The sequence below is a fragment of the Rhodococcus sp. BE178 genome (assembly GCF_050433545.1).
In the GTDB taxonomy this organism is placed as follows: domain Bacteria; phylum Actinomycetota; class Actinomycetes; order Mycobacteriales; family Mycobacteriaceae; genus Prescottella.
The window spans coordinates 204,305-230,377 of record NZ_JBNPXA010000008.1 but is presented as its reverse complement, the minus strand read 5'-3'; the positions used below and the strand labels follow the sequence as shown (position 1 = coordinate 230,377).

Annotated in this window: 26 protein-coding genes, 1 rRNA gene, 1 pseudogene and 1 riboswitch; of the genes and pseudogenes, 18 read left to right on the top strand and 10 right to left on the bottom strand. The window is 68.9% G+C overall.

The genetic code is table 11. The features are described from left to right. Window positions 1–94: ribosomal RNA gene (gene rrf, locus J2X34_RS16515) — 5S ribosomal RNA — on the top strand; the annotation flags it as partial. 118 nt (window positions 95–212) lie between these two features. On the opposite strand, the gene J2X34_RS16510 is transcribed toward rrf, so the two are convergent. Then, the gene (locus J2X34_RS16510; RefSeq protein WP_429518410.1) at window positions 213–797 is read right to left on the bottom strand and encodes a hypothetical protein; all 585 of its coding nucleotides are present in this window, start codon (window positions 795–797) and stop codon (window positions 213–215) included. Between the two features lie 83 nt (window positions 798–880). On the opposite strand from J2X34_RS16510, the gene J2X34_RS16505 reads away from it, so the two are divergent. The 4 genes from J2X34_RS16505 to J2X34_RS16490 are packed head-to-tail and all read left to right on the top strand — an operon-like array spanning window position 881 to window position 4,365. Then, window positions 881–1,570 (top strand): FadR/GntR family transcriptional regulator, encoded by a 690-nt coding sequence (locus J2X34_RS16505; protein ID WP_429518408.1) that lies wholly within the window; start codon window positions 881–883, stop codon window positions 1,568–1,570. Then, window positions 1,567–2,388, top strand: a complete 822-nt coding sequence (locus J2X34_RS16500; RefSeq protein ID WP_429518406.1) for an ABC transporter ATP-binding protein — start codon at window positions 1,567–1,569, stop codon at window positions 2,386–2,388. Before J2X34_RS16505 ends, J2X34_RS16500 begins: the two co-directional genes overlap by 4 nt. A 46-nt stretch (window positions 2,389–2,434) precedes the next feature. Next, the gene (locus J2X34_RS16495; RefSeq protein ID WP_114723467.1) at window positions 2,435–3,085 is read left to right on the top strand and encodes a GntR family transcriptional regulator; all 651 of its coding nucleotides are present in this window, start codon (window positions 2,435–2,437) and stop codon (window positions 3,083–3,085) included. After that, window positions 3,082–4,365, top strand: a complete 1,284-nt coding sequence (locus tag J2X34_RS16490; protein WP_114723466.1) for an MFS transporter — start codon at window positions 3,082–3,084, stop codon at window positions 4,363–4,365. Before J2X34_RS16495 ends, J2X34_RS16490 begins: the two co-directional genes overlap by 4 nt. Here the strand turns inward: J2X34_RS16490 and J2X34_RS16485 are convergent. Both J2X34_RS16485 and J2X34_RS16480 read right to left on the bottom strand, forming a co-directional pair. Beyond that, on the bottom strand, window positions 4,351–5,667 hold the full coding sequence (locus J2X34_RS16485; RefSeq protein ID WP_429518429.1) for a M1 family metallopeptidase: 1,317 nt from the start codon (window positions 5,665–5,667) through the stop codon (window positions 4,351–4,353). The two genes, J2X34_RS16490 and J2X34_RS16485, sit on opposite strands and share 15 nt — an antisense overlap. Further along, window positions 5,664–9,545 (bottom strand): Pls/PosA family non-ribosomal peptide synthetase, encoded by a 3,882-nt coding sequence (locus J2X34_RS16480; protein WP_181818891.1) that lies wholly within the window; start codon window positions 9,543–9,545, stop codon window positions 5,664–5,666. The genes J2X34_RS16485 and J2X34_RS16480 overlap by 4 nt, the downstream gene beginning before the upstream one ends. A 255-nt stretch (window positions 9,546–9,800) precedes the next feature. On the opposite strand from J2X34_RS16480, the gene J2X34_RS16475 reads away from it, so the two are divergent. The 5 genes and pseudogenes from J2X34_RS16475 to J2X34_RS16455 all read left to right on the top strand — a co-directional run bounded on the left by J2X34_RS16475 (window position 9,801) and on the right by J2X34_RS16455 (window position 14,145). Continuing rightward, window positions 9,801–10,505, top strand: coding sequence for a YciI family protein (locus J2X34_RS16475; RefSeq protein WP_429518403.1), 705 nt, complete (start codon window positions 9,801–9,803; stop codon window positions 10,503–10,505). A gap of 7 nt (window positions 10,506–10,512) precedes the next feature. After that, window positions 10,513–11,756 (top strand): annotated as a pseudogene (locus J2X34_RS16470) (RNA polymerase sigma factor). A 71-nt stretch (window positions 11,757–11,827) separates the two neighbouring features. Then, a riboswitch (SAM riboswitch) is annotated at window positions 11,828–11,942 on the top strand. A gap of 53 nt (window positions 11,943–11,995) precedes the next feature. Further along, window positions 11,996–13,315: an aminotransferase class V-fold PLP-dependent enzyme gene (locus tag J2X34_RS16465; protein ID WP_174907916.1), complete on the top strand. Its 1,320-nt coding sequence runs from the start codon at window positions 11,996–11,998 to the stop codon at window positions 13,313–13,315. 69 nt (window positions 13,316–13,384) lie between these two features. After that, the gene (locus J2X34_RS16460) at window positions 13,385–13,468 is read left to right on the top strand and encodes a putative leader peptide (protein WP_368077044.1); all 84 of its coding nucleotides are present in this window, start codon (window positions 13,385–13,387) and stop codon (window positions 13,466–13,468) included. A 41-nt stretch (window positions 13,469–13,509) separates the two neighbouring features. Next, complete coding sequence (locus J2X34_RS16455) at window positions 13,510–14,145, top strand: hypothetical protein (RefSeq protein WP_429518401.1); 636 nt, start codon at window positions 13,510–13,512, stop codon at window positions 14,143–14,145. 10 nt (window positions 14,146–14,155) lie between these two features. Here J2X34_RS16455 and J2X34_RS16450 read toward each other — a convergent pair whose 3' ends face one another. Continuing rightward, on the bottom strand, window positions 14,156–14,914 hold the full coding sequence (locus tag J2X34_RS16450) for a methyltransferase domain-containing protein (RefSeq protein ID WP_429518399.1): 759 nt from the start codon (window positions 14,912–14,914) through the stop codon (window positions 14,156–14,158). Window positions 14,915–14,934: 20 nt separating this feature from the next. Next, window positions 14,935–15,720 carry an oxidoreductase gene (locus J2X34_RS16445; protein ID WP_429518397.1) on the bottom strand — a complete coding sequence of 262 codons (786 nt, stop codon included), beginning with the start codon at window positions 15,718–15,720 and terminating at the stop codon, window positions 14,935–14,937. 243 nt (window positions 15,721–15,963) lie between these two features. On the opposite strand from J2X34_RS16445, the gene J2X34_RS16440 reads away from it, so the two are divergent. From J2X34_RS16440 to J2X34_RS16430, 3 genes are read left to right on the top strand one after another with little or no spacing between them, the layout of a single operon-like run. Further along, a complete protein-coding gene (locus J2X34_RS16440) occupies window positions 15,964–16,893 on the top strand; it encodes an ABC transporter ATP-binding protein (protein ID WP_114723461.1) in 930 nt (309 codons plus the stop codon). Continuing rightward, complete coding sequence (locus tag J2X34_RS16435) at window positions 16,890–17,741, top strand: ABC transporter permease (RefSeq protein WP_429518394.1); 852 nt, start codon at window positions 16,890–16,892, stop codon at window positions 17,739–17,741. The genes J2X34_RS16440 and J2X34_RS16435 overlap by 4 nt, the downstream gene beginning before the upstream one ends. Then, window positions 17,731–17,973, top strand: coding sequence for a helix-turn-helix transcriptional regulator (locus tag J2X34_RS16430; RefSeq protein WP_174907927.1), 243 nt, complete (start codon window positions 17,731–17,733; stop codon window positions 17,971–17,973). Before J2X34_RS16435 ends, J2X34_RS16430 begins: the two co-directional genes overlap by 11 nt. Window positions 17,974–18,043: 70 nt before the next feature. Here J2X34_RS16430 and J2X34_RS16425 read toward each other — a convergent pair whose 3' ends face one another. The 3 genes from J2X34_RS16425 to J2X34_RS16415 all read right to left on the bottom strand — a co-directional run bounded on the left by J2X34_RS16425 (window position 18,044) and on the right by J2X34_RS16415 (window position 20,306). Beyond that, on the bottom strand, window positions 18,044–18,592 hold the full coding sequence (locus J2X34_RS16425; RefSeq protein ID WP_174907929.1) for a flavin reductase family protein: 549 nt from the start codon (window positions 18,590–18,592) through the stop codon (window positions 18,044–18,046). A gap of 73 nt (window positions 18,593–18,665) precedes the next feature. Then, window positions 18,666–19,190 carry a YbaK/EbsC family protein gene (locus J2X34_RS16420; protein WP_174907931.1) on the bottom strand — a complete coding sequence of 175 codons (525 nt, stop codon included), beginning with the start codon at window positions 19,188–19,190 and terminating at the stop codon, window positions 18,666–18,668. A gap of 15 nt (window positions 19,191–19,205) precedes the next feature. Then, a complete protein-coding gene (locus J2X34_RS16415) occupies window positions 19,206–20,306 on the bottom strand; it encodes a hypothetical protein (RefSeq protein WP_429518391.1) in 1,101 nt (366 codons plus the stop codon). Between the two features lie 128 nt (window positions 20,307–20,434). On the opposite strand from J2X34_RS16415, the gene J2X34_RS16410 reads away from it, so the two are divergent. Beyond that, the gene (locus J2X34_RS16410) at window positions 20,435–21,010 is read left to right on the top strand and encodes a TetR/AcrR family transcriptional regulator (protein WP_114723482.1); all 576 of its coding nucleotides are present in this window, start codon (window positions 20,435–20,437) and stop codon (window positions 21,008–21,010) included. On the opposite strand, the gene J2X34_RS16405 is transcribed toward J2X34_RS16410, so the two are convergent. Further along, window positions 21,004–21,525: a 2-oxo-4-hydroxy-4-carboxy-5-ureidoimidazoline decarboxylase gene (locus tag J2X34_RS16405; protein WP_429518389.1), complete on the bottom strand. Its 522-nt coding sequence runs from the start codon at window positions 21,523–21,525 to the stop codon at window positions 21,004–21,006. The genes J2X34_RS16410 and J2X34_RS16405 overlap by 7 nt on opposite strands. Before the next feature lie 485 nt (window positions 21,526–22,010). Here J2X34_RS16405 and J2X34_RS16400 point away from each other — a divergent pair, with 485 nt between their 5' ends. From J2X34_RS16400 to J2X34_RS16385, 4 genes are read left to right on the top strand one after another with little or no spacing between them, the layout of a single operon-like run. Next, entirely contained in the window at window positions 22,011–22,376 is a 366-nt protein-coding gene (locus J2X34_RS16400; protein ID WP_174907935.1) for a glyoxalase superfamily protein, read from the top strand. 38 nt (window positions 22,377–22,414) lie between these two features. After that, window positions 22,415–22,852 carry a carboxymuconolactone decarboxylase family protein gene (locus J2X34_RS16395; protein WP_429518387.1) on the top strand — a complete coding sequence of 146 codons (438 nt, stop codon included), beginning with the start codon at window positions 22,415–22,417 and terminating at the stop codon, window positions 22,850–22,852. Window positions 22,853–22,898: 46 nt separating this feature from the next. Next, entirely contained in the window at window positions 22,899–23,729 is an 831-nt protein-coding gene (locus J2X34_RS16390) for a crotonase/enoyl-CoA hydratase family protein (RefSeq protein WP_114723453.1), read from the top strand. A 52-nt stretch (window positions 23,730–23,781) separates the two neighbouring features. Next, complete coding sequence (locus tag J2X34_RS16385) at window positions 23,782–25,479, top strand: MDR family MFS transporter (protein WP_429518385.1); 1,698 nt, start codon at window positions 23,782–23,784, stop codon at window positions 25,477–25,479. On the opposite strand, the gene J2X34_RS16380 is transcribed toward J2X34_RS16385, so the two are convergent. Beyond that, window positions 25,437–25,937, bottom strand: a complete 501-nt coding sequence (locus tag J2X34_RS16380; protein ID WP_174907140.1) for a hypothetical protein — start codon at window positions 25,935–25,937, stop codon at window positions 25,437–25,439. The genes J2X34_RS16385 and J2X34_RS16380 overlap by 43 nt on opposite strands. Window positions 25,938–26,073: the final 136 nt, after the last annotated feature.

The following is a 26,073-nucleotide window of genomic DNA, read 5'->3' as shown; positions in this document are numbered from 1 at the left end:
AACGCCCGGTCCCATTCCGAACCCGGAAGCTAAGCCCTCCAGCGCCGATGGTACTGCACCCGACAGGGTGTGGGAGAGTAGGACACCGCCGAACACCCTTTCACCGAAGGCCCCCACCCATCAGGGTGGGGGCCTTCGGCATTTCCGTACCACGACCCTTCTCGGCCATTCTCCGTCCGCAATGCGCGAGATTTCGACGCCATTCGGCGGCATCAGAAGTCGAAAAATCCCGGGACGACAATCTGGGCCGCCCCCTTGCTGTCGAGTCGCCCGTAGAAGTACGCCGAGCCGTAACCGAACAGGTATTCCTCTACGAATTCCGGGTCCGGTGCGTCGGAGACCGGCCACCCCTCCTCGTTCACCTGGAACAAGAATCGATACCCGTCGGCCTCCACGGCGTGCGCATAGGACGGTTCGTTCTGGATCAGGACGGGATCCCTGGCGATCCGCACGAACGGCGCTTCCTCCGCGTCGACCGGTGCGGAGATCAGCGCAGCGCTGCCCAGCCCCGGGTGCCGGCCGACGATCCCGTCGCCGCGACCGGACGGCTCGTGCAGGACCGCGTGTACCCCGATATCGGGGTACTCCAGGTCGTCGTCGCCGATCGTGAACCCTCGCCGGACGAACACCGACAGTTCCCGTCCCAGGAGCCACTCGGCCGCACTTGCCGCCAGGGTGAGCAGGTAGTCGTGGGTCTCGACCAGTGTGTCGCCGGCGAAACACCGCGGCGGATTCCCGCCGACCCGTGATCCCTCTCGTCGGTCGACGGGGGCGATCGCGAGATGCACTGGTTCCATTCGTCGAATAGTAGGTTCAGGCCCCTCGCGGCATAGACATCAGACGTCTGATGTCTATACGCTGGCGATCGGAGGTGGTCGTCGTGACTGAGCACGCATTGCACAGTGGGCCGTTGGTTCCGCAGCTGGAAGCGTTGCTGGCGCAGCGGATCCGTACCGGTGAATGGGCGGTCGGCGAGCGGATACCGAGTGAGACGGAACTGGCAACCGAGATCGGTGTCGGCCGATCCTCCGTCCGGGAGGCTGTCCGGTTGCTCGTCCGCGACGGACTGCTGGACGTACGGCGTGGAATCGGGACGTTCGTCGTGGAGCCCCAGACCGGCGATCCAGGTCTGGAGCAGTTGTTGCGCCGCTCGCGCATCCTCGAGGTCCTGGAGGTGCGCCGCGCGCTCGAGGCGGAGGCGGCCCGGCTCGCCGCCGAGCGTGCTCACCCGGAGGATCTCGCAAAGGTCCGGCGTCAGCTGGCCGAGCGTCATGCCCGGCAACCGCTCGACGCCGAGGCGTTCGTCGAAGCCGATCTCGACTTCCACCAGGCGGTCGTCGAACTCGCCGGCAACTCGGTGCTGTCCGCGCTCTTCGCCTCCGTTCGGCCGGTTCTGCACGAGGTGCTCGTCGAGATGGTCCGGAACGAACCGATACCGGACACCGCCTGTGCACACGACGCGCTGGTCCACGCCCTCGGGGAGGGCGACCCGACGGCCGCGGTCGCCGCAACGGAGGCGAACCTCGATCCCGTGATGGCCACGCTTCGTGAGGAAGGACCACGCCCGTGAGTACCCGGATCCACCGAGAGGTTTTGCTGAGCGCCGAGAACGTCGACCTCGTGCGCGACGGACGTCCGCTGCTGAACGGGATCGACGTCCAGATCGAGCAGGGGCAGCACTGGGTGTTGCTGGGCGCCAACGGTGCCGGCAAGAGCACGCTGCTGAGCCTGCTCGGTGCGGTCGCCCATCCCACCCGAGGCACCGTGCACGTGCTCGGCCACCGACTGGGCCGCGTCGACATGCGCGAGCTGCGCTCGCACATCGGGCACGTCAACCCGCGGCACGTCGTCGAACGTCCGCTGACCGTGCGCGACATCGTCCTCACCGGGCTGACGAACACCCCCGAGTTCGCGCAGCGGTGGCAGCCCACCGAGGCGGACCGGGAGCGGGCGGAGGAATTGATCGCGATGATGGGCATGTCGGAGCGGCTCGAAGCGCGCTGGCCGGTCCTGTCGCAGGGGGAGCGGGGCCGGGCATTGATCGCGCGGGCGTTGATGCCGGACCCGCCGGTCCTGCTGCTCGACGAGCCCGCCACCGGGCTGGACCTCGCGGCTCGGGAGCAGTTGCTGACCGCGCTCGACGAGATGCGTGCGCAGCATCCGTCGATGGCCAGCATCCTGGTGACCCACCACATCGAGGAGATCCCGACGACCACCACGCACGCGATCCTGATACGTGACGGCGTCATCATCGCGCAGGGGTCCGCAGCGTCGGTGATCACCACCGAGCGCATCAGCGAGTGCTTCGACCATCCGATCGACATTCTTCGCAACGGTGGGCGGTATTCCGCGCAGGCTCGTGCTCCGAAGGTGGGCTCGACAGCCTGACCCCCGGGTCCCGGGAGATCCTTCGCAAGGCGTATAAATACATCTTGTGTCTAAGTTGTATTCGGCTGCCGAGCTCGCGTACCGCGAGGTGAAGGAACTCATCCTGTCCGGGGAGCTCCCGGGCGGCGAGCTGATCAGCGAGGGCGAGATCGCCACGCGGATGGGCTCGAGTCGGACGCCGGTACGTGAGGCGTTCCTGCGGCTCGAGGCCGAGGGCTGGATGCGGCTGTACCCGAAGCGCGGTGCGCTGATCGTGCCCGTTGCGGAGGGGGAGGCTGAGCACGTCGTCGATGCGCGTCTGCTCATCGAGGTCCATGCCGCGCAGGCCGTCGCCGCGAGCCCGCGTGCCCGAGAGGCGCTGGTCGCGGCGCTGCGGGCCAATCTGGAGGAGCAGCGCGACACGGCCGCGCGGGGGGATGCCGCGCGGTTCAGCACGCTGGATGCCGACTTCCACCGCGCGCTGGTGCGCGCCGGCGGCAACCCGCTGCTCGAGAGTTTCTACGACGGTCTGCGCGAGCGGCAACGCCGGATGACCGCGCATTCCCTGGCTCGGGATCCCGACCAGATCACCAAGATCGTCGAGGATCACACCCGCCTGGCGGACCTGATCGAGGCCGGTGATGCCGAGGGCTTCGCGTCGGCTGTCGGACGACACATGCGTGAGGTGCACTCACTGGGGAACGGAGGGATCCGATGACCGCGGTCGACGAGTCCACCACCACCACCGCGTCGGCGAAGCCGACCCGGACGCGGTCCTGGGCGCTGGTGGCCGCGGGCATGTTCGCCGTCGCGTGGGGCGGCAACGAGTTCACCCCGTTGCTGGTGATGTACAAGCTCGATCACGGTTTCACGCAGGTCGTCGTCGACACCTTTCTGTTCGCGTACGTGTTCGGCATCGTTCCGGCGCTGCTGATCGGCGGACCGCTGTCGGATCGACTCGGTCGGCGGGCGCTGATGCTGCCCGCGCCGTTCATCGCGGTGGCCGGGTCGCTGGTGCTGGCGTCCGCGCCCGATTCGGCACCCATGCTGATCGTGGGTCGCATCCTGTCCGGTGTGGCGCTCGGCCTCGGCATGGCCGTCGGCGGCAGTTGGGTCAAGGAACTCTCGAGTCCGGAATACGACCCGAAGGCCGGGCCGGGGTCGGGTGCGCGACGGGCCGCGATGAGCCTGACCGCCGGATTCGGTGTCGGCGCCGGCATCGCCGGTGTGCTCGCGCAGTGGGGGCCGTGGCCCAGTGCGTTCCCGTACGCGGTGCACATCGCGATCGCGTTGGCCGCGGGCATCGCGATGCTGCGCGCACCGGAGACCCGGGCGGCGGTGCCGAAGGCCGACCGCGGACGACTGGCCGCCGATCTGAAGATCCCGTCCGCCGGACACCGCCGGTTCCTGTACGTCGCGGCGCCGGTGGCGCCGTGGGTGTTCGGTGCGGCCGCGTCGGCGTATGCGGTGCTGCCCGCGCTGATGACGTCGCGCAGCGGTGGGGCGCCCATCGCGTTCTCGGCGCTGCTGTGCGTGATCGGACTCGGATCCGGGTTCGCGATCCAGGCCGTCGGCCGTCGGATCGACACCCCGCTGAACGCGCGGGCCGTCGCGGTGGCGCTCGCGGTCCTGGTCGCGGGCATGTCGCTCGCAGCCGTCGCATCCAGTGCGTTGACGGTGCCGCTCGCGATGATTGCGGCCGCGGTCCTCGGCTGTGGCTACGGCATGGCGCTGGTGTCGGGGCTGCAGGAGATCCAGCGGATCGCCGGCCCGGACGATCTCGCCGGTCTCACCGCGGTCTTCTACTCGCTGAGCTACCTGGGGTTCGCCGTGCCCGCGGTGATGGCGGTGATCGCCGAGACCAACCCGGCGCTGACGTACCCGATGATGTTCGTGATCGGCGCGATCGTGGCTGCCGCGAGCCTCGTCCTGGTCGTCGTGAAGTGGCGTGCGGACCTGCCGGCGGCGGTCGCCGCGGAGGCGTCAGAGCGCCGGTAGCGGCTTCGCCGTGAGCCACGCGTCCCACAGCGGGCGCAGCGGCTTGTCGGTGAAATGCGCTGCCAGGTCGGTGAACTGCTCGGTGGAGACCGTCGAGTGCCGGTATTTCGCGGTCCACTTCTGCAGCAGCGCGAAGAAGGCGTCGTCGCCGATCTGCTGCCGCAACGCATGCAGGGTGAGGGCGCCGCGCTTGTAGATGCGGTCGTCGAACATCAGCCGCGGTCCGGGATCGCCGAGCAGGATGTCCTGCGGTTTACCGGCGAGCCCGCGGTGCGCCTGCTGCGCGTGGGTGTGGGCGTCGGGGCCACCGGAGTTCTCCGACCAGAGCCACTCGGCGTAGCAGGCGAAACCCTCGTGCAGCCAGATGTCCTTCCACATGCCGAGGGTGAGGCTGTTGCCGAACCACTGGTGCGCAAGCTCGTGCGCGACAAGACGTTCGGAGCCGCGTACGCCGTCGCAATGGTTGGCGCCGAAGATCGACAGGCCCTGCGCCTCGATCGGGATCTCCAGTTCGTCGCCGGTCACGACCACGGAGTAGTCCTCGAACGGGTAGGGGCCGAAGAGCCTCTCGAAGACGTCCATCATCTCGGGCTGCCGGGCGAAGTCGTGGTCGAACGGCACCCGCAGTTCCTTGGGGTGCAGTGCGTGGATCGGCACCCTGCCGTGGCCGACGCGTCGGCGCTCGTACGGTCCGATCTGGATGGTCGCCAGGTAGCTCGACATCGGCTCGGCCTGCTCGTACACCCACGTGGTGTGGCTCGCGCGGGTCTGCTTCCTGACCAGCGTCCCGTTCGCGACGGCGTGGTACGGCGAGTCGGTGGTGATCGAGATGTTGTAGCTGGCTTTGGAACTCGGATGGTCGTCGCACGGGAACCACGACGCGGCGCCGTTGGGCTGGCTCGCGACGAGGGACCCCTCGTCCAGCTCCTCCCAGCCGACGTCGCCCCACATGGTGGTGATCGGTTCGGGGTTGCCCCCGTACTGGACGGTGATCGCGAGCAGGCCGCCCGCTGGGATCTTCTGTGCCGGCGTGATCGTGAGCTTGCCGTCACGGTGCGTGTACTTGGCGCCGCGGCCACCGTTGACCGACACCTTCGACACCTGCATCGTCTGCGCGAGATCGAGCGAGAACTTGCCTCGGACGTCGGTGGTGGTGGCCGTGATCGACGCCTTGCCGGACAACCGGTTGCTGGGGACCTTGTACGTGAGGTCGAGTTCGTATCGGGAGACCCGGTAGCCGCGGTTGCCGTTCTGCGGCAGGTACGGATCGATCGGTTCCTCGTAGAACTTGCCGGGCTTCATCGAGTGCCCCCGTTCGTCGTCGAATCCGGCCACGGTGCAATCGGATTGCCCTGCCAGCGGGTGGACGGCGGGACGGTGTCGCCGCGCATCACGAGCGAGGCCGGGCCGACGGTGGCGCCGTCGCCCAGTCCCGCGGCGGGCAGTGCGACACAGTGCGGCCCGAGGGTGGCGCCGGCGCCCAGCGTGACGGTGTCCATGGACATGATCCGATCATGGAACAGGTGCGTCTGCACGACGCACCCTCGCTCGACGGTGGCGCCGTCGCCGAGGGTCACCAGGTCGGCCTCGGGCAGCCAGTACGTCTCGCACCACACGCCGCGGCCGATCGTCGCGCCGAGTCCGCGCAGCCATACGTTCATCACCGCGGTGCCGTTGGCGGCCCGCGCGAACCACGGTGCGGCAACGGTTTCGACGAACGCGTCGGACACCTCGTTGCGCCACACGAACGAACTCCACAGCGGATGTTCGACCGCGCCGATCCGGCCGACGACCAGCCACTTGGCCGCCACCGATACCGCGCCGGCGACGGCGCCCGCGATCATCAGGACCACGCCGCCGCCGAGCGCCGCGAGAGCGAACCCGCCGACCGACACCAGCCACGCGAGGGCGAACAGGACGCCGAGACCGATCCCGAACGTCACCATCACCGGGATCAGCCGGCACGTCTCGACCACCGCGCGGGCGATCTTGAGCCGCAGCGGCGGGGCGAACGTGCGGGACGCGTCGGACTCGGTGGCCGCCCGGCGCAGCCGCACCGGCGGGCTGCCCAGCCACGACGATCCCGACTTCGCCTTGCTGGGCGCTGCGGACAGCACCGCGACGAGGCCGTTCTTGGGCACGCGTCGGCCCGGGCCGGCCATGCCGGAGTTGCCGAGGAACGCGCGCTTGCCGACCTTCGCGGGCTCGACCCGCATCCACCCGCCGCCGAGTTCGTAACTCGCGACCATGGTGTCGTCGGCAAGGAATGCGCCGTCGGCGACGGTGGTGAACTTCGGCAGCACCAGCGCCGTCGAGATCTCGGTGTTGCGGCCGACCTTGGCGCCGAGCAGTCGCAGCCAGAGCGGCGTGAGCAGGCTCGCGTACAGCGGGAACAGGAAGGTGCGGGCCGAGTCCATGAGCCGCTCGGTGGCCCAGACCTGCCAGCCGACCCGGCTGCGGACGGGGTGGTAGCCCTCGGTGAGTCCGATCGACAGCAGCCGCACCGCGATCACCGTCAGCGCGGCGAAGACGAACAGCGACAGGACCGTCGCGACCGGCAGGATCGCCAGGGACCACAGGGCCGCATCCCCGAGGTCGGCGGCGTCGCGGATCCACCAGCCGACGAGCAGGATGCCGGCGGCGAGGCCGAAGATCGGCATGCCCGCCAGCACCACGGACGTGACGCCGAAGATCGGCACCCAGTGCGGGGCGCGGCGCGGTGTGTGGTCGGGCCACGGGTGCGTCGCCTTGCCTACCTTCACCGCCGGGGACCCGGCCCAGTGCTGGTCGGCCTTGACCTTCCCGAACACCGCCGAGCCGGGCGCGACCTCGGCGCCGCGGCCGATCCGGGCGCCGGGCAACAGCGTGGAGCGGGCGCCGACGGTGGCGCCGTTGCCGATCCGGATCTCACCGATGTGCACGACGTCGCCGTCGATCCAGTGCCCGGACAGGTCCACTTCGGGTTCGACCGAGCAGCCGTCGCCGAGTACGAGCATGCCCGTGACCGGTGGCAGGGTGTGCAGGTCGACGCCGTTACCCACCCGCGCGCCGAGGGCGCGCGCGAAGTACAGCATCCACGGCGCACCCGACAGGTTGTCGGCACCGCTGGCCTCGACCAGGCGCAGCGCGATCCACAGCCGCAGGTGTTCGCTGCCGCCGCGTCGATAGGTGCCCGGATTCAGGCCGCGCAGCAGCGTGCGCGCCCCGAGTACCGCGATGCCCATCCGTCCCAGCGGGGTGATGAACAGGAAGAAGGCGAGCGCCACCCACCACCACGACAGTGTCGGTGCCCACGGCACATCCAGCCACGACAGCACGTTGCCGGCGATCGCCAGCCACGTGATCCACTGCAGACCCGTGAGCGTCGTGAGCGGCACCGTGGCCGCGATCTGCGCGAGCTGCGCGCGCAGCGGCGTCGGCGCGACGTGGCGCGGTTCGACGGTCTCGGTGGGGGAGAGTTCGTCGAGGAAGCCGGCGAGCGAGCCGAGCCGCGGATGGTCGTACAGCTGGGCGACGGTGATCTCGGGGAAGCGCTCGCGCAGCGCCGTGACGAGCTGCGCCGCGGACAGTGAGCCGCCGCCCATCTCGAAGAAGTCGTCGTCGGGGCCGGTGACACCCGCGCCGAGGATCGACGCCCACAGCCCGGCGACCCAGGCGGCGGTGCCGTCGAGGCTGAGGGCCGGATCGACCGTGTCTTCGCGGGCACCGGGCAGCGGCCACGGCAGCGCGTTCCGATCGACCTTGCCCGACGTACGGGTGGGCAGCTCGTCGACCAGCGCGAGCCGCGGCACCAGGGCCGCGGGCAGCTGCTCGGCCAGCTGGTCCCGCGCCGCCCTGACGTCGAAGTCCGGATCGGTGCTCGCGAGGTACCCGACGAGGACAGAGGTGCCCGCCGCGGTCTTGCGGACCGCGGCCGCGGCGCCGCTGACGCCGGGCAGGTTCTGCAGCGCGTTGTCGACCTCGCCCAGTTCGATGCGCCGGCCACCCAGCTTCACCTGGTCGTCGGCGCGGCCCTGGAACAGCAGACCGGCCGTGTCGAGGCGGACCAGGTCGCCGCTGCGGTACGCGCGGTCCCAGCCCAGGGTCGGCATCGGCGCGTACTTCTCGGCGTCCTTCGCCGGGTCGAGGTACCGGGCGAGCCCGACACCCCCGATGACGAGTTCGCCCACGTCGCCCTCGGCGACCGGTTCGCCGGACCCGTCGACCACGGCGAGGTCCCAGCCGTCGAGCGGCAGGCCGATCCGGACCGGGCCGGTGCCGTCCATGAGCGCGCCGCACGCGACGACGGTGGCCTCGGTGGGCCCGTACGTGTTCCACACCTCGCGTCCGGGCACCGCGAGCCGCTCGGCCAGGTCCGGCGGGCAGGCCTCGCCGCCGAAGATCAACAACCGCACGGCCTCGAGCGCCTCGGCCGGCCACAGCGCCGCGAGCGTGGGGACGGTGGAGACGACCGTGACATCGCGCGAGACCAGCCACGGGCCGAGATCCATGCCGCTGCGCACCAGCGAGCGCGGTGCCGGCACCAGGGCGGCGCCGTGCCGCCACGCCAGCCACATCTCCTCGCACGACGCGTCGAACGCCACCGACAGGCCCGCGAGGACGCGATCCTCGGGCCCGATCGGGCTGTCCTGCAGGAACATCCGAGCCTCGGCGTCGACGAAGGCCGCGGCGTTGCGGTGCGTGACCGCGACCCCCTTCGGGGTGCCGGTGGAGCCGGACGTGAAGATGATCCAGGCGTCGTCGTCGGGTGTCGGACGACGGACCTCCGGGGCTGCCGCACGCGCAGGTGCGGTGCCGGGTTGCACGCCGTCGGCGGTGAGGATCGCCGCCACCTGCGCCTCCCCGAACACCAGGTCGGCGCGCTCGTCGGGATCGTCGGCGTCCACCGGCACGTACGCCGCGCCGGCCGCGAGCACCGACAGGATCGCGACGTACAGGTCGCGGGAGCCCGACGGCATCCGGACACCCACCCGATCGCCCGCGCCGACGCCGGCATCGGCGAGCCAGCGGGCGCCCGTCTCCAGTTGCCCGATCAGTTCGCGGTACGTCAGAGGCAGGTGGCCGTCGTCGATCGCCGTGGCCTCCGGGTACGCCTCGGCAGTTGCGGTGAGGATGTCGATGAGCGTGCGTGGCGCGGGCGCGAGCGCGGACCGGAGCATCTCGGCGGGTATCCGGTGCATCCGGTGCGGATCAGTCTGGTTTGTCGATGGCTGGGCAGACAATCCGGGGCGTCCCTCTCTGGTCCTGGCTGTGCGGGCACCTGGTTGTCTCACGACCAGGTGTCCGGCTGATGAACACGCTCCGACGGCGTGGACATCCTCCAGGGGTCGGTTCTTCGTGACGATTCTCCACCGGTTGTGTCGAAATCGGCGCGTCGCGCACGTCGTGTTGACGAAAGTGGGGTGAAGGGCCCCGCATCGTCGGAAGGAGACGACATGTACTACCTGGCATTGCTGGCAGCGGAGGAGGACAGTCGCACCTCGATCCCGGGCACCGATGAGCACAAGGCGTCGATGGCGCGGCACCAGGAGTTCTGGACCAAGGCGCAGGAGGCCGTTGCCGGTGGCGGGCTGTATCCCTCCAGCGAGGGAGCGGCCATTCGGCACGACGGCGGACGCACCCTCGTCGCCGACGGCCCGTTCACCGACGCCGCCGAGGTCGTGGGCGGGTACTACGTGTTCGACGCCGCCGACCTCGACGCCGCGCTGAGCCTGGTGCGGCAGATCCCCGAGGTCTCGACCGGGCACGTGGAGTTGTGGCCGATGGTGTTCTGGAATTCGGTGGACGAACCGAATGACACGTGGTGGGCTGCGCTGCTGCGTGAACCTCTCGGGTCCGCCAACGAACCGGGGTCGGCCGAGTGGGACGCGCGCGTGGCCGAACATCAGTGGTTCGGCGAGATCGCGGGCGACCGGATCAAGGGTTCCGGGGCGCTGTATCAGCCGGCGTCGGCAACGACCGTACGACTGCGCGGCGGGGAAATGCTGCTGACGGACGGGCCGTTCACCGAGGCCAACGAGATCGCGAACGGTCTCTACGTGCTGTCCGCGCCCGATCGGGAGACCGCGGTGGCGCTGGCCTCGCAGATCCCGCTCGGGCCCAAGGGGTGCGTCGAACTCCGGCAGATCGTCGCCGAGTGAGCGAGGCATGACCTCCGAGGCGGCGACGGTGGCACTGACGCGCGTGTTACGGGAGGAATCCGGGCGGGCGCTGGCCACCGTCGCCCGCCTGGTCGGGGACATCGAGATCGCCGAGGACGCGGTGCAGGATGCGTTCACGGAGGCGCTGCGGACGTGGCCCGTCGACGGCACGCCCCGCAAACCGGGGGCATGGATCACGACGGTCGCCCGGAACCGCGCGATCGACCGGCTACGTCGCGAGCGACTGCGCGGTGATCGTGAGGAGGACGCGTTCCGGCAGCAGCCCGAGGACGACGGCGACCCGGGGGAGGTGTCTCCGGTGGCGGACGACCAGCTGCGGCTGATCTTCACGTGTTGCCATCCGGCGTTGTCCGCACCGTCACAGGTGGCGCTGACGCTGCGGCTGGTGTGTGGGCTGACCACCGCCGAGATCGCCCGCGCGTTCATGCAGCCGGAGCCCACCGTCGGGCAGCGGCTGAGTCGGGCGAAGGCGAAGATCCGGACCGCGGGCATCCCACTGCGGGTGCCGTCCGACGGCCTGCTCCCCGAACGTCTGCCCGCCGTGCTCGCATGCGTCTATCTCGTTTTCACGGAAGGGTATTCGGCCACCGCAGGTGATGCGAGCGTGCGCGGCGAGCTGTGTGACGAGTCGCTGCGGCTCGGTCGTCTGCTGTGTGAACTGATGCCCGACGCGCCGGAGGTCTGGGGGGGCTCACGTCCCTGATGTGCCTGCAGGACAGTCGCCGCCGCGCACGCGTCGACAGTTCCGGCGAAGCCGTTCCGCTCGACGAGCAGGACCGTGGCCGATGGGATCGGTCTCGGATCTCGGAAGGATTGGCGCGCTTGATCTTTGCCTACGCGGGTGGTGGCGGGCGCTATACCGTCGAGGCCTCCATCGCCGCGGCACACGCCGTCGCTCCCACCTTCGCCGATACCGACTGGTCTGCGATCGTCGCCGCCTACGACCGTCTCCTCGGGTTCGGACAATCCCCCGCCGTGCAACTGAATCGGGCTGTCGCAGTGAGATTTCGGGATGGGCCCGAGGCCGGAATCGTCGCGGTGGACGAGATCGGGGGAGTGGGTGCGGCCGGGTTCGATCACACGGTGGCCGCGGTGCGAGCCGACCTGCTGCGCCGCTCCGGCCGGCGCCGAGACGCCGTCGCCGAGTATCGGCGCGCGGCGTCCTCGGCGCGGACCGCGTCGTCGCGACGATTCCTCGAACGGCGCCTCGCCGAACTCGGCGAGATGTGACCACCGTCTCGTTCCGGAAGGGTTGACGATGGGTTGACATGGCGCGGACGCCTCTGCCATTCTCGTTGCCAGGTCACGAGTACCAGCGTCAAGCCCCGGCTAGCTGGTCGGCAACCCTCCAACCGCGGTGGGGTGCTCCGGGTGACGACCAGGCTGTCGGCCACAAGGCCGCGGCAAGCGCGGACTCCGATGGCGTCAACTCTCATCGCCGACGAGTCCTGAACTCGAAGGATGTCGTGATGACTGCTGTACTGACTGCCGATACCTGCTGCGCCACCGCCCCGATTGCTCGGGTGTCGGGCTGTGACCTGCAGGTTCCGCTTGTCGGGGGTGGAACCTGCACCTATGCGAACTTCGACTACGCGGCCAGCGCGCCGGCCCTGGCGCAGGTCACCGACCGGGTCCAGGAACTGCTGCCCTTCTACGCAAGCGTGCATCGCGGCGCCGGCTACGCCTCCCGCGTGAGCACCGAGGCCTACGAGAACGCCCGCGGATCGGTGGAGCGCTTTGTCGGAGCCGACACCGACCAGGTCGTCGTCTTCACCCGCAACACCACCGACTCGCTCAACCTGCTCGCGAACTGCGTGCCCGGCGATGTCGTCGTCCTCGACATCGAGCACCATGCAAACCTGTTGCCGTGGAAGAACTCCCGCATCGTCGAGGCTGCCGACACGGTCGCCGAGACGATCCGTCGCCTGGTCGCCGAACTGTGCGCCAAGCCCGCCGCGCTGCTCGCGATCACCGGGGCCTCCAACGTCACCGGTGAGGTGCTGCCGATCGCCGAACTGGCCGACATCGCGCACCGCTGCGGCGCCCGGATCCTCGTCGACGGCGCGCAGTTGACCCCGCACCGCCGCGTGAACCTCGCCGAGTGCGGCGTCGACTACCTGGCCTTCTCCGGCCACAAGCTGTACGCACCCTTCGGTGCGGGCGTACTGGTCGGCCGCCGTGACTGGCTCGACGACGCGCAGCCGTACCTCGCCGGTGGCGGCGCTGTCCGCGAGGTGACGATCGACGAGACCTGCTGGGCGCCCGCCCCCGCCCGCCACGAGGCCGGCAGCCCCAACGTCCTCGGTGTCGCCGCGCTCGCGGCCGCGTGTGACGCGCTGTCCGCCTTGGACTTCGACCGTGTCGTCGAGCACGAGCGTGTGCTGTCGACCCGCCTCGCGGACGGCCTCGCGGAGATCGACGGTGTGCACCTGCTGCGCCTGTGGTCGGATGCGCCGGACAGCGTCGGCATCGTCACCTTCACGATCGACGGCTTCGAGCCGGGCCGGATCGCCGCGTTCCTGTCCGCCGAACACGGAATCGGCGTGCGCGACGGCCGCTTCTGCGCTCACCCGCTGCTCAGCCGCATCGGCCACGCCGGCGGTGCCGTGCGTGCCAGCCTCGGGCTGGGCACCAGCTCGGCCGACGTCGAGCGCCTGATCGCGGCCGTCCGCCAGCTCGCCGCCGGCGAGGAGACCTGGAACTACGGCAAGACCGACGGACTGTGGAACCCGGTCCCCGAGACCCGCGGGTTCTCCGGGCGGACCTCCGGCGCCGCCGAGTGCGTGTAGACGGCACGTCCGAAATCGCCGTGATTCGAACTGTGGTGGGGACGCGAAGGGACGGCTAGCGTGACGCACATGGAGTCGACGAACACGGGCGGTCAATGGTCCCGCCGGCACGTCGACCTGTGCCGCACCTCGTCCGGCATGTGTACGCGCTGATCGCTCCGCGCCCTGTACCTGCCTTCCTGCGAGGAATTGCCATGTCCGAGAACTTCTTTGCCTCCGTCTCCACGGCCGCGCACCGTCGCCCACTCCGCGTCGCTGTCGAACTGACCGGCGCGGGACACCACCCGGCCGCAGCCCGTATCGCCAGCAACGTCCCGCTCACCGACCCCGACTACTGGGTCGACCTGACCGTCGGCCCCGATGACCTCGACCTGGCCGCGCAGCCGCCCGTCGTCTACCGGGTCCAGGCATCCGATCTGCGCGAGGCACAGCAGACCCGGGCCCGGATCCGAGCCGAGGTGGCCGCCGAGGGGCGCGACCCCGACGGCATCACCGTGCTGGTCGATGTCGAGACGCTCCTTGCCGTCGATTCCCGAAGCGCGCGTTCCGAACTCGCGTTGCTCGACGAGACCCTCGGAGTGCCCCACCTGCCGACGTCGTTGTCCTACATCGGGACCGCCGACGGCCTCGCGAGCCTGATCGCCGACATCCACGCCGCCGACGTCGCGGACGGGGTGACGCTGGTGCCGCTCGCACTCCCGAAGGTGCTCGAGCGTGTGGTCGACGGCACGCTGCCGTGGCTCGAACGCCGCGGGCTCGTCACCGCGTCCGAGACCGCCGACGAGGCGCTGGCCAAGTTCGGGCTGCATCGTCCCGCGCGCGCGTCCTGAGACCGCTCCGTCAGTCCGGCTTGCGGGCCTCGATGAGAAATCGGGTGGAATGGGCGACGAACGACCCCTCCGCGCGGATGTGTCGGTCGAGGTCCCGCAACCGGTCACGGTAGGCATCGACCGTGAAGCCCGGAACTATCCAGATCACCTTCCGTAGGAAGTAGACCACCGTTCCGATGTCGAAGAACTCCATGCGCAGTCGCTCGAAACGCAGATCCATGATCTCGAGCCCGGCGGCGCACGCCTCGGACGCGGCCGTGTCCGGATGCCTCGATCGCCGCGCCTCGGGTTGCGGACCGAGGAAGAACTCGGCGAGTTCGAAGACGCTCTCGTGACCCACGTGCTGGGCCAGGTAGGTTCCGCCGGGGACGAGCACCCGCGCGATGTCCGGCCACGACACGGTATTGGGATGTCGGCTGCTGACCAGATCGAAGGCGTTGTCCGCGAACGGTAGTGGTGGCTCGTCCGAGGCCGCGACCACCACCACACCCAACGGGTGCAGCACCGCGGTGGCCTTCGCGAGGTTGGCTGGCCAGGACTCCGTCGCGGCCATCGTCGGAGGAATCGCGCCGGCGCCCGCGAGAACCTCCCCTCCGCCGGTCTCGATATCGAGTGCGGCCGTCGCTCGTGCGAGGCGCTCGCCCAGCAGGCGCTGATAGCCCCACGACGGGCGCTGTTCGGTGGCGCGGCCGTCGAGCCAGGAGAATTCCCAGCCGTCGACCGATGCGGCCTCGGCTTCGGCAACCAGACTGTCGAACGTGCGCTCCATGTCCGTGATTGTCCCAGTGCTCACAGCGTTTTGATCAGCCCGCCGTCGATGACGACGTCGGCCCCGGTGATGTTGCCGGCCCTCTCGCTCGCGAGGTACAGCACCAGATCCGACACCTCGTCGGGGCGGGTGAAGCGTCCGGTCTCGGACCCTGCGGCGGCGGCCTCGACGACCGCTTCCGCCGTGCTGCCGCTGACCCGGGCCACGGTGGACGCGACCCCGTCGTCGGCGAGCCACAGCGCAGTGGTGACCGGTCCGGGGCTGACCGTGTTGACCCGAATCTTCTGACCGGCAACCTCTTTGGAAAGCGATTTGCAGAAGTTGGTGAGTGCGGCCTTCGCAGCGGAGTAGTCGACCACCCCGGGATCGGGCAGGAACGCGTTGACCGAGCTGACGGTCACGACGGCCCCGCCGCCGCGCCGGACGAGTTGGGGGAGCGCGGCGCGGGTGGTCCGCACCGCGGACAGGAACGTCAGGGTCAGCGATGCCAGCCAGTCCTCATCGGAGATGCTCGCAAATCCGCCGGTCCGCGGCGTCACGGCGCCGGCGTTGTTGACGAGGATGTCCACGCCGCCGCGCTCGGCGGCCGCCTCGATCAGGGCCACCGGGCCCTCGGCCGTGGACAGGTCACACGGAACGAACGTGACGTTGCCGTCGTTCTCCAGCGACTCGATTTCCGCAGTGCGAGTGCGTGATCCGGCGACGACGTGAGTGCCCTCGGATGCCAGGGCTGTGGTCACCGCAAGCCCGATGCCCTTGCTCGCGCCCGTGACGACGGCGGTCTTGCCGGCCAGGTGCAGGTCCATGACTTCTCGATCCCGTGGATCGGATGTGGTCGGCTCAATGCTACTGCCGGTCTCTGCGCGGGATCGCGGATCGGCACGGATCCCGGGCATAGAGCTGCCACGCCATCCCCATCTCCATGTTGTGTGCGGTCCCGGGTCTCGACGTCCTCGTGCCCGTTTCGAGAGGATTCGACGAAGCACTAGCGCTGCAGAATGTAGTAGGTATGCTACAGATCATCGAAGGATCGTGACTGGGGAGGGTTCATGGCTTTGAGTAACGACGTTGTTCTCGACGTCGGCGCGCTGCGAATGCGCTACGCCGACGTCGATGTTCTGCGCGACGTGGCATTCCAGGCGCGGCGCGGCGAGGTGCTGGTCATGCTCGGCCCGAACGGCGCGGGCAAGACGACCACGATCGAGATCCTGGAAGGCTTCCGCAGACGCTCGGCGGGCCGCGTCGCCGTCCTGGGCGCCGATCCCGAACACGGCGACGAACAGTGGCGATCCCGGATCGGTGTCGTCCTCCAGTCCTGGCGCGACCACGCCAAGTGGCGGGTACACGAACTGCTCGACCATCTCGGCGCGTTCTACCGCCCCTATCTCGCGGAGCGATCTCGCGAGCCCTGGGACACAGACGAACTCATCGCCCTGGTCGGGCTCACCGCGCAGGCGGACGCGAAGGTCGCCACACTGTCCGGTGGTCAGCGCCGCAGGCTGGACGTGGCGATCGGCATCGTGGGCCGTCCGGAACTGCTGTTCATGGACGAGCCGACCGCGGGCTTCGACCCCGCGGCCCGCCGGGACTTCCACGACCTGGTGCACCGCCTGTCCGATCTCGAGAACACGACGGTGCTGCTCACCACCCACGACCTCGACGAGGCGGAGAAGATCGCCGACCGGATCCTGATCCTGGCGGGCGGCCGCATCATCGCCGACGGTTCCGCCGACGAACTGTCACGCACGATCGCCGGCGAAGCCGAGGTGCGATGGACCGTCGACGACCAGCGTTTCGTCCACACCACCACCGAGTCCACGAAGTTCGTCCACGAACTGTTCAAGCAGCACGGCGAGCGCATCGAGGACCTGGAGGTGCGCCGCGCCTCGTTGGAAGACACCTACATGACGCTGGTCCGCCGCCAGGAATCAGGCGAGGCCGAGGCCGCCGTCCACACACTCTCGGAGGTCGCACGATGAGCCCGACAGGTACCGCTGTCCGCGCCGGTTTCACCCGTGGATGGATCGAGTTCCGTCAGCTGTACACCAACGCCCCCGACCTCATCGGCCAGTTCGCGATGCCGGTGATCGCGCTCGCCGCGCTCTGCCTGCTGCGGAACCGGGAATACGCGGGCAGCGATCTCTCGATCGCCGAGCTGGCACTGCCCGGCCTCATCGGCAGCATCATCGCGTTCAATGGCGTGTTCGCGATAACCAACGTGCTGGTGCTCGACCGGGAGGACGGCACACTGCTGCGGGCCAAGGCGGCACCCAACGGCATGATCGGCTATTTCATCGGCAAGATCCTTTCCGCGTCCGGATCGGTTCTGGTGCAGGTGGCCATCGTGGTGGCGGCGGGGATGGTGATCATCGGCGGGTCTTCGCTGGACGGGGTGGGCGCGTGGACGACCTTCGTCTGGGTGGTGCTGCTCGGCCTGCTCGCCACGCTGCCGGCCGGGGCGATCCTCGGCGGCGTCCTCGAAGGTCCGCGCGCCACCTTCCTGCTGACGATGCCGATGATGGCGCTCGTCGCCATCTCGGGCATCTTCTATCCGATTACCGCACTGCCCGGCTGGCTCCAGGGCGTGGGTCAGGCGTTCCCGATCTACTGGGTCGGCCTGGGCATGCGTTCGGCGCTGCTGCCCGACGACGCGGCCGCGATCGAGATCGGCCAGTCCTGGCGGCACCTCGAGACGGCCGCGGTGCTGGGCGTTTGGGCGGTCGCGGGGCTGCTGATCGCGCCGGTAGTGTTGCGACGCATGGCGCGTCACGAATCAGGATCGAGCATGGCCGAGCGGCGGGACAAGGCGATGCAGCGTGCCTTCTGAAGTCATCTACAACCGGATCGCGATGCTGCGCGCCGAGCGGGGGATATCGCGGCGGGAACTGGCCGAGGCGCTCGGCGTGCACTATCAGACCGTCGGCTACCTCGAGCGCGGCGAATACAGTCCCAGCCTGCATCTGGCGTTGCGGATCGCCGCCTACTTCGACGTGGCGGTGGAGGTCGTGTTCTCCACCGAACCCTTTCCCCGACTGGGGTCGGCCGCCGAAACGGCGTGACGCTCCGGCCCGTGAACGGCTCCGGCCAGGCTCGTCGTGGACGAGCCTGGCCGGAACTCTGTCGAAGCGTCTAGTCGAGCGGTGCGGCGCGGTGGTAGCGGCCCTCGTGGTACAGCAGCGGAGCGGCCGCGGCCTCGTCGTCGTTCTCGTTGTGGATGCGGGTGATCAGGCCGATCACGAGGGTGTGATCGCCCGCGGGGATGAGCTGGTGGACCGTGGTGCGCATCCAGATCGGGGTGCCGTGCAGCACCGGCTCGCCCGTCTCGAGGCGGGACCACAGTGACTCGTCGCTGAAACGCTGGTCGGCGCTGCGTGAGAAGCGCTGCGACAGGTGCTGCTGGTGCTCGCCCAGCAGGTGCACGACGATCGAATCGGCGGCCTGCAGCGCGTTGATGCTCGACGAGTTCAGCGCGATGTTGAACGAGATCAGCGGCGGATTCATCGACAGCGACGCGAACGACGTCGCGGTGAAGCCGACCGGACCGGACTCCGAGTCGAGGGTGACGATCGTGACGCCGGCCGGGTGGCGGCGCATGGCCGCCTTGTACTCGTCGTTGCCGATGCCCTCCTCGCTCGGGACGACGGTGAGGTCGGGCGCATTCTCGACGTGCTGTGACAAGGCATTCTCCGATTCGGACCTGATTGACTGCCGTCACTATAGGGCCGGGCTCACAGACCAGGCATGCTTACGCTCACTCAGCGGGCAACTGGTTTTCGTGTCCCATCGCGGCGTCCTCGGCCGGTCGGCCCATGTCGACGGCCAGACCCGCCGTCACCCGCAGCAACTCCGGGAAGGTGGTCCGGAAGACCGTGTCCGGGTGCCCGGCCGCCGCCCACAGATCCGGATGGCCGGCCAGGGCGCTGTCGAGGTAGGTGGGCAGATTGGTGGGATGCCCCAGCGGCGCGACCCCGCCGATCGGTTGGCCGGTGACCTCCCGGACCACGTCGAGCGGGGCCCGCGACAGCGTGCCCTGCAGACGGACGCCCGTGGCGGCCACGTCCACCTCGTGCGCCCCCGACACCAGCAGCAGCACCGGTTCGTCGTCGAGCAGGAACACCAGCGACTTGACGATGGCACCGAGTTGCACGCCCAGCGCCTCCGCCGCCTCCGCGGCACTGTGCGTCGGCGCGGGCTGGGTGACGATGACCCCGTGGTGTCCGCGCGCGATCAGCGTGTCGGCGACGTGCGCCGCATTGGGATGCAGCAGCCTGGGCATGTTCTCAGGGTAGGACTAACTCGCGGCATGGGTAGGCGTATGCGTGAGCGAAGTCCGGGTCCGGCGTGTTCGCCGCGCGGTGAAGCCGAGCAGCATCGCCGCACCGACCGCGGCGTACAGCGCGAGGGCGAGCGCCGGCTGGCCGAGACCGACGTTGTCGAAGTACACGATGCTGCGCACACCCTCGGTGCCCGCGCCGGGGGTGATCCACTGCCCGATCGCGGCGTAGAAGCTGGGAATCACGTTCGCGCCGAATGCGCCACCCGCGCTCGGATTGCCCAACACCACGAACACCGCGATCGCGAGCGGGACCGCGAGAATGCCCACCGCGGCCCGCAGTCCGAGCGTGAACAGCGCCGTCGCGAACACCACGCCCGTGCCCAGTAGCCACAGCGGGAACCAGTGTCCGGCAAACGTTCCCAGCAGGTGCGTCGTGATCAGCGCGCCCAGGGCGCCCGACACCACCGAATAGCCGAACAGGACCGCGATGTGCGTCCACGCCTGACGCATCGTCGACGGCGCTCCGATGATGAGGCCGATCGCCGCGGCCAGCAGGTAGCCGCCGACGACCCAGCCGATCGACAGGTAGAAGCCCGAGAGCCCGCGGTTGTCGTGGGCGCCGACGGGGATCTCGTCGCGCACCACCAGCTGCCGGTCCTGATCCGCCGCGACCCGGTCGAAGACCGCCTCGAGCGCGGATGCGATCGAGCTGCCACCGGCGCTCGCGGTGATCAGGGTGTCCGTCCCGCTCGGGTCGATGACGTATGCGCCCTGGATCTCGCGGTCCCGCAGCAGCCGTCGGACCTCCGAGGTGTCGGACGCGACGCGTGCGTCCAGCGGATGTCCGTCGAGCGCGTTCAGCTTGTCCACCGACTGCTGTCCGACGCCCTCCGGGATGCCACGGGCCGTGACGACGGCGACCGTGATGTCCCGTGGCGTCGGCTGATGGAACGCGGCGACGTAACTGAGGATGAAGCCGAGCTGCAGCGCCAGGACGCCGATGACCAGCGCGGCCATGACCTTGCCGCTGCCGAACCGCTCGAGCGGGCTGCGGTGCGTGGGCGGGGGCGTGGCGGTTGCCGCGGGGATGGTCGGTGTCTCGGTCGATGTGGTCACGGGCGTCCTCGAAGTCTGGGTGGGCCCCGGCGGTCTTGTCGATACCGCGGGTATTGAATACCGTAGGTATCGTGACTGGTAGTCGTCAAGACGAGGTGGCCGCAACGGCGCGTCCGGCCCGGGATGTGGTGCGCGGACGCATTCTGGACGCGGCCGCCGACGAGTTCGCCGAACGCGGCTTCGCCGCCGCCCGCCTCGCCGAGATCGCGCGTCGGGCAGGGTTCACGAAGGGCGCGGTGTACTCGAACTTCGAGTCCAAGCAGGACCTGTTCGCGGAGCTGTTCGCGCAGCGGTCCCTCGAACTCGCCGGCCGGGTCCTCGCCGAGATCTCCGGACTCGACCCCGCCGACGCGGTGGGCAAGGGCGGCGCGGAGGTGGCGTCGGCCCTCATCGCGGATCCGGGATGGTCGCTGCTGGTCCTCGAGTTCGGGGTCCAAGCGGGCCGCGACCCGAACATCAAACAGGCCTATCTACGCGAACGCCGTTATCTGCGCGGCAAACTCGTCGAACTGATCGGCGACCGCGCCCGCGAGTGGGGCGTCGACATCGACGTGCGGACCACCGCGATCTCGTTGATGGCGCTCATCTCCGGCCTGGTCCTCGAGCACTCCGTCGATCCCGAGGAAGTGGACCAGCGCGCGATGGGCGCCGCCGTGACCGCGTTGTTCGCCGGCGCCGTCGCCCGGGCCACCCGTCGTCAGTAGTCCGGGAACCCGCCCTCCGGTCCGAGCATCCGTTCGAGCCGTGTGCGGGTGATCGTCGCGAGCTCCGCGGTGCGGACATCACGCTCGGTCTCGAGATCGTGGCTCATCCGGGCCGTGAGATTCGCCAGCAGTGCGCGCCCGTCCCGGCCGTCGGCGCACCAGACGTACCGGAACCCGAACCGCTCCTCGTACGCGGAACCGGCCTCGTCGAGCATGCCCATCGCGGCCGCGTCCTCGACCCACACCGCGCACTGCTCCCGATACGACTGCAGGCTCCGGGCCCGGGACCCGATCCGGGGGTGGCCCTGCAGGACCTGCTGGATCTCCTGCTCGGGCAGGATTCGCAGTTCCTTCTCCGCTCGGCTCAGCAGATCGGTGTGCGTGGCATACGCGCGGCCGTCGGCCAGGCGGGCCGACCACGGCAGGCTGGAACAGCACTCGAACAGTGCGTGCACCGCGCGCCGGCGCGGCAGGTCGTTGAACCGGTCCAGGCCGATTCCCTGGTGCATCAGCATGCGCATCCTCCGCTCGGCGTCGCGGACGTGCCCGTGCGGGCAGTTCGATCATCCGCCGTTGGCGGGCGGGAACCGGCCGGTCGGCGCTGATGTTTGCACACAATTAACGAGTCGCACCGGATTGTGCGGATTCGGTGACGATCGAACCGCCGGCCTGGTCCAGCCGGGTCCGCTCGGCGAAACCAAATCGCACGGTGCGCTTGCTCGCTGCGATGCGCAGGATGTCGTCGAGGTCGAAACCGTGGAACGCGGCGATTCCGAGCTGCGGTCAGTTGCCGCACCACCGGCGTCTCTCCGTTCGAACGGATGATCTCCGGGATTCGACCCCTCACAAGCTTGCCCAAGACCGATCTGCCTCCTTCGTGCGCCTTGCCCCGGTAGTTCTTCAGGCGGGCACCGACAGAGGAATCACGAGTCGGGCGCACCGGTTCCCTCGAACGGGGAGAATCGAATGCGTCCGTCCACGCCTGGGACAGGAGGACTTCATGCGCGTCACCCGTATCACCGCCAATCTTCGTGTGCCCGACGTCGATGCTGCCAAACGCTTCTACACGGACTACCTCGGGTTGAGCACCGAGGAATTCGACATGGGCTGGGTCGCTCGTTGCACCGCGCCGGGCACCGGGGCGAGCGTCCAGCTCGTCACGAAAGATGCTTCCGCTCCTGAGGATTCGGTCGTATCGGTTCACATCGACGACGTGGACGCGGCATACGCGGAAGCGCAGGAGCACGGTTACGAGATCGTGTACCCGCTGACCACCGAGCCGTGGGGAGTTCGCAGATTCTTCGTCCGAGCACCGGACGGCAACATTCTGAATATCGTGAGACACCGGGAAGGGCCACATCGGTAACGACCCCGTCGGACGTGCCTGCGTCGAAAGGAATCCGCATGAGCTCCGTGAACCTCAGCAAGCAGCACCCGGATGCGTACAAGCAGTTGGGCGCCTTGAACGCGCGGGCCGAAACGGCCGTGCAGGAGTCGGGGCTGGACCCGCTGCTGGCCGAACTGGTCAAGATCCGCGTCTCGCAGATCAACGGCTGCGCGTTCTGTCTGCGCATGCACACCCGCGACGCCATCTCGAAGGGGGAGACCAGCGATCGTCTGGCGGTCGTGGCGGCGTGGTGGGAGTCTCAGTACTTCAGTGCGCAGGAGCGCGCCGCCCTGGCCCTGGCGGAACAGGTCACCAGGCTCTCGGTCCCGGACACACGTACGTGGGACGACGGATCCCTGACCGCCGAGCAGGCGTCGGCGGTCAGCTGGCTCGCCGTCGTGATGAATGCGTGGAACAGGGTCGCGATCACCAGCCACTACCCGGTTGCCCCCTGACGACCGGGTCTTCGCCTGCCCGAGCCGCAAAGGTTACTCTCGAGTAATGACGGAAAAGCAGAGCTGGAAGGCGTTCACAGTCGAGCGCAAGGACCACGTCGCCCAGGTGACGCTCATCGGCCCCGGCAAGGGCAATGCGATGGGCCCGGACTTCTGGGAGGAACTGCCCGACATCTTTGCCGAACTCGACGCCGACCCCGAGGTCCGTGCCGTCGTGCTCGCCGGATCCGGTAAGCACTTCTCCTTCGGCCTGGACCTGCCCGCGATGAGCGGCGGCTTCGGCGCCGTCCTCGCCGACAAGGCCCAGGCCGGACCTCGTACCGATTTCCACAACCTCATCAAGCGGATGCAGTCCGGCATCAACGCCGTCGCGGACTGCCGCAAGCCCGTCGTCGCCGCGATCCAGGGCTGGTGCATCGGCGGCGGCGTCGACCTGATCTCGGCCGCCGACATCCGATACGCGAGCGCCGATGCCAAGTTCAGCATCCGCGAGGTCAAGGTGGCCATCGTCGCCGACATGGGCAGTTTCGCCCGCCTGCCCGCGATCATCGGTGACGGGCACCTGCGTGAGCTCGCGCTGACCGGCAAGGACATCGACGCCGCCCGCGCGGAGAAGATCGGTCTGGTCAACGACGTGTTCGAGGACGCCGACGCGGTCCTGGCCGCGGCTCACGCGACCGCCGCCGACATCGCGGCGAACCCGCCGCTCGTCGTGCACGGCGTCAAGGACGTGCTCGACCACGGCCGTTCCGCGGCGGTGAACGACAGCCTGCGTTACGTGGCCGCGTGGAATGCGGCCTTCCTGCCGTCGGAAGACCTGACCGAGGCCATCACGGCGGTGTTCCAGAAGCGTCCGCCCGAGTTCAAGGGTCGCTAGGCTCGAAAGGCGTTTGCCACTGCAGTTGTGAGAGCGACGGCGAGGGACCGACATGGCCGAGGAACCTCAGGATTCTGATCGGGACGTCGAGCCCGCCGTCGCGCCGGAGGGTTCCGGGCAGCAGGTCACGTTCACGCACCGCCAGATCCTGGCGATCCTCAGTGGCCTGCTGCTCGGAATGTTCCTCGCGGCGCTCGACCAGACCGTGGTCGCCACCGCGATGCGCACCATCGCCGACGACCTCGACGGGTATGCGCTGCAGGCGTGGGTGACCACCGCCTATCTCATCACCGCGACCCTGGTCACCCCGCTGTACGGGAAGCTCTCCGACATCCACGGGCGCAAGCCGTACTTCATGGCCGCGATCGTTCTGTTCGTGATCGGGTCGATCCTGTGCACGTTCGCGCAGTCGATGTACATGCTGGCGGTGTTCCGGGCAATTCAGGGACTCGGTGCCGGCGGCCTGTTCTCGCTGGCGCTGGCCATCGTCGGCGACATCGTCCCGCCGCGCGAACGCGCGAAATACCAGGGCTACTTCCTGGCGGTGTTCGGCACGTCGAGCGTGCTCGGGCCGGTGATCGGCGGCGTGCTCGCGGGGCAGGACGAGATCCTCGGGATCGCGGGCTGGCGGTGGGTGTTCCTGGTCAACGTGCCGATCGGACTGGTCGCGCTCGCGGTGGTGTGGCGGGTCCTGCACCTGCCACCCGTGCACCGCATGATGCGGATCGACTGGTGGGGTGCGCTGGTCCTCGCGGTCGGGCTGGTGCCGCTGCTGGTGGTCGCCGAGCAGGGGCGCACCTGGGGCTGGAGCAGCGAGAAGGCCCTGATCTGTTACGGAATCGGCGTCGTCGGCGTGCTCGGATTCGTCGCCGTCGAATACGCCATGCGCGACGCGGCGCTGTTCCCGCTGCACTTCTTCCGCGGCCAGACCTTCGCCCTCGGCGTGCTCATCAGCTTCCTGGTCGGTGCCGTGATGTTCGGTGCCATCACCGTGATCCCGCAGTTCCTGCAGGTGGTGAAGGGGTCGAGTCCGACGATGGCCGGCTTCCAGATGCTGCCCGCCGTGCTGGGCATAGCGCTCGGATCGATCCTGTCCGGTCAGCTGATCGCCAGAACCGGCCGCTACCGGATCTTCACGATCGTCGGCGCCGTGCTGATCGCCGTCGCAGCCCTGCTGCTGCACACCGTGACCGCGCAGACCAGCCTGCCGGTGTTCATGGTGTTCATCTTCGTGCTCGGCCTGGGCCTCGGTAATCTGCTGCAGCCGCTGACCCTCGCGATCCAGAATGCGTTGCCGCCCAAGGACATGGGCGTCTCGACCGCAGCCGCCACGTTCTTCCGGCAGATCGGCGGCACGCTGGGCGTCGCGCTGTTCCTGTCGATCCTGTTCGCCCAACTGACGCCGGCGATCACCACCCAACTGCACGACGCTGCCCAGTCGCCCGAGTTCCAGCAGGCCGTCGCGGCCGGGGTGAACAGTGCCAACCCCGTCGAAGCCGGGATCGCGCGCGGCCTCATGAGCGGAGACCCGACCGCCGCACAAGCCGCGATGAACGACACGTCGTTCATCGAGCAACTGAATCCGACGCTCGCCGCACCGTTCAAGGACGGCTTCGCGACCGCGTTCGAGACGGTCTACCCGCCGATCGTCGTCCTCGCCGTCGCGTCGCTGGTGCTGATCCTGATCTGGCGCGAGGTGCCGCTGCGTCAGAAGTCGGGCATCGACGAGGCACGATCCGACATCGGCTGACGTGTGCCCATGACGTCCGCGGCATCTGCATCCACCAGATCGCTGGACAGCAGGCCCGGCGACCGACAGGGACTTGTGCGTAATCGAGTTCGATACGGTTGGACCGATATCGGGCGTAACAACGAATTCGACTCGCCGACAAAGGGTTCTGCGCTCGACATGCCGACCGCAAGCTGGGCTGGATGGATGACCTCACCGTCGTCGTGGAAGTTGTGTGCGGTGCGTCCCAGAACTGATGCGTTCCAGTGAGAGCCGGCGAGATCACGGAAACCTGCCAGCACTCCTTCGTTCATGAACGCTGCAGGAATCTCAGATAGAACGCCGTGAACACCAGGACGATCCCGACATTCACCATCAACCGCCCCCAGAAATGGTGCCTGAAGAACAGGACGTCCACTAACAACCACTACGGCTACCAGCGCGAGCACGTAGAGCACGACGGTTGCCTGTCTTCCCACCTTTCCTTTCTACTCTCCGAGTTCTCCTTCACAGACTGTCGTGTTCGACGCTCGCTGACCGAGGTCGAAGAACGAACGATATCTTTAGCCTGCGGCGGCACTGGTCCGTTGAGCTGCGCTCTTGGGTCATGGACGA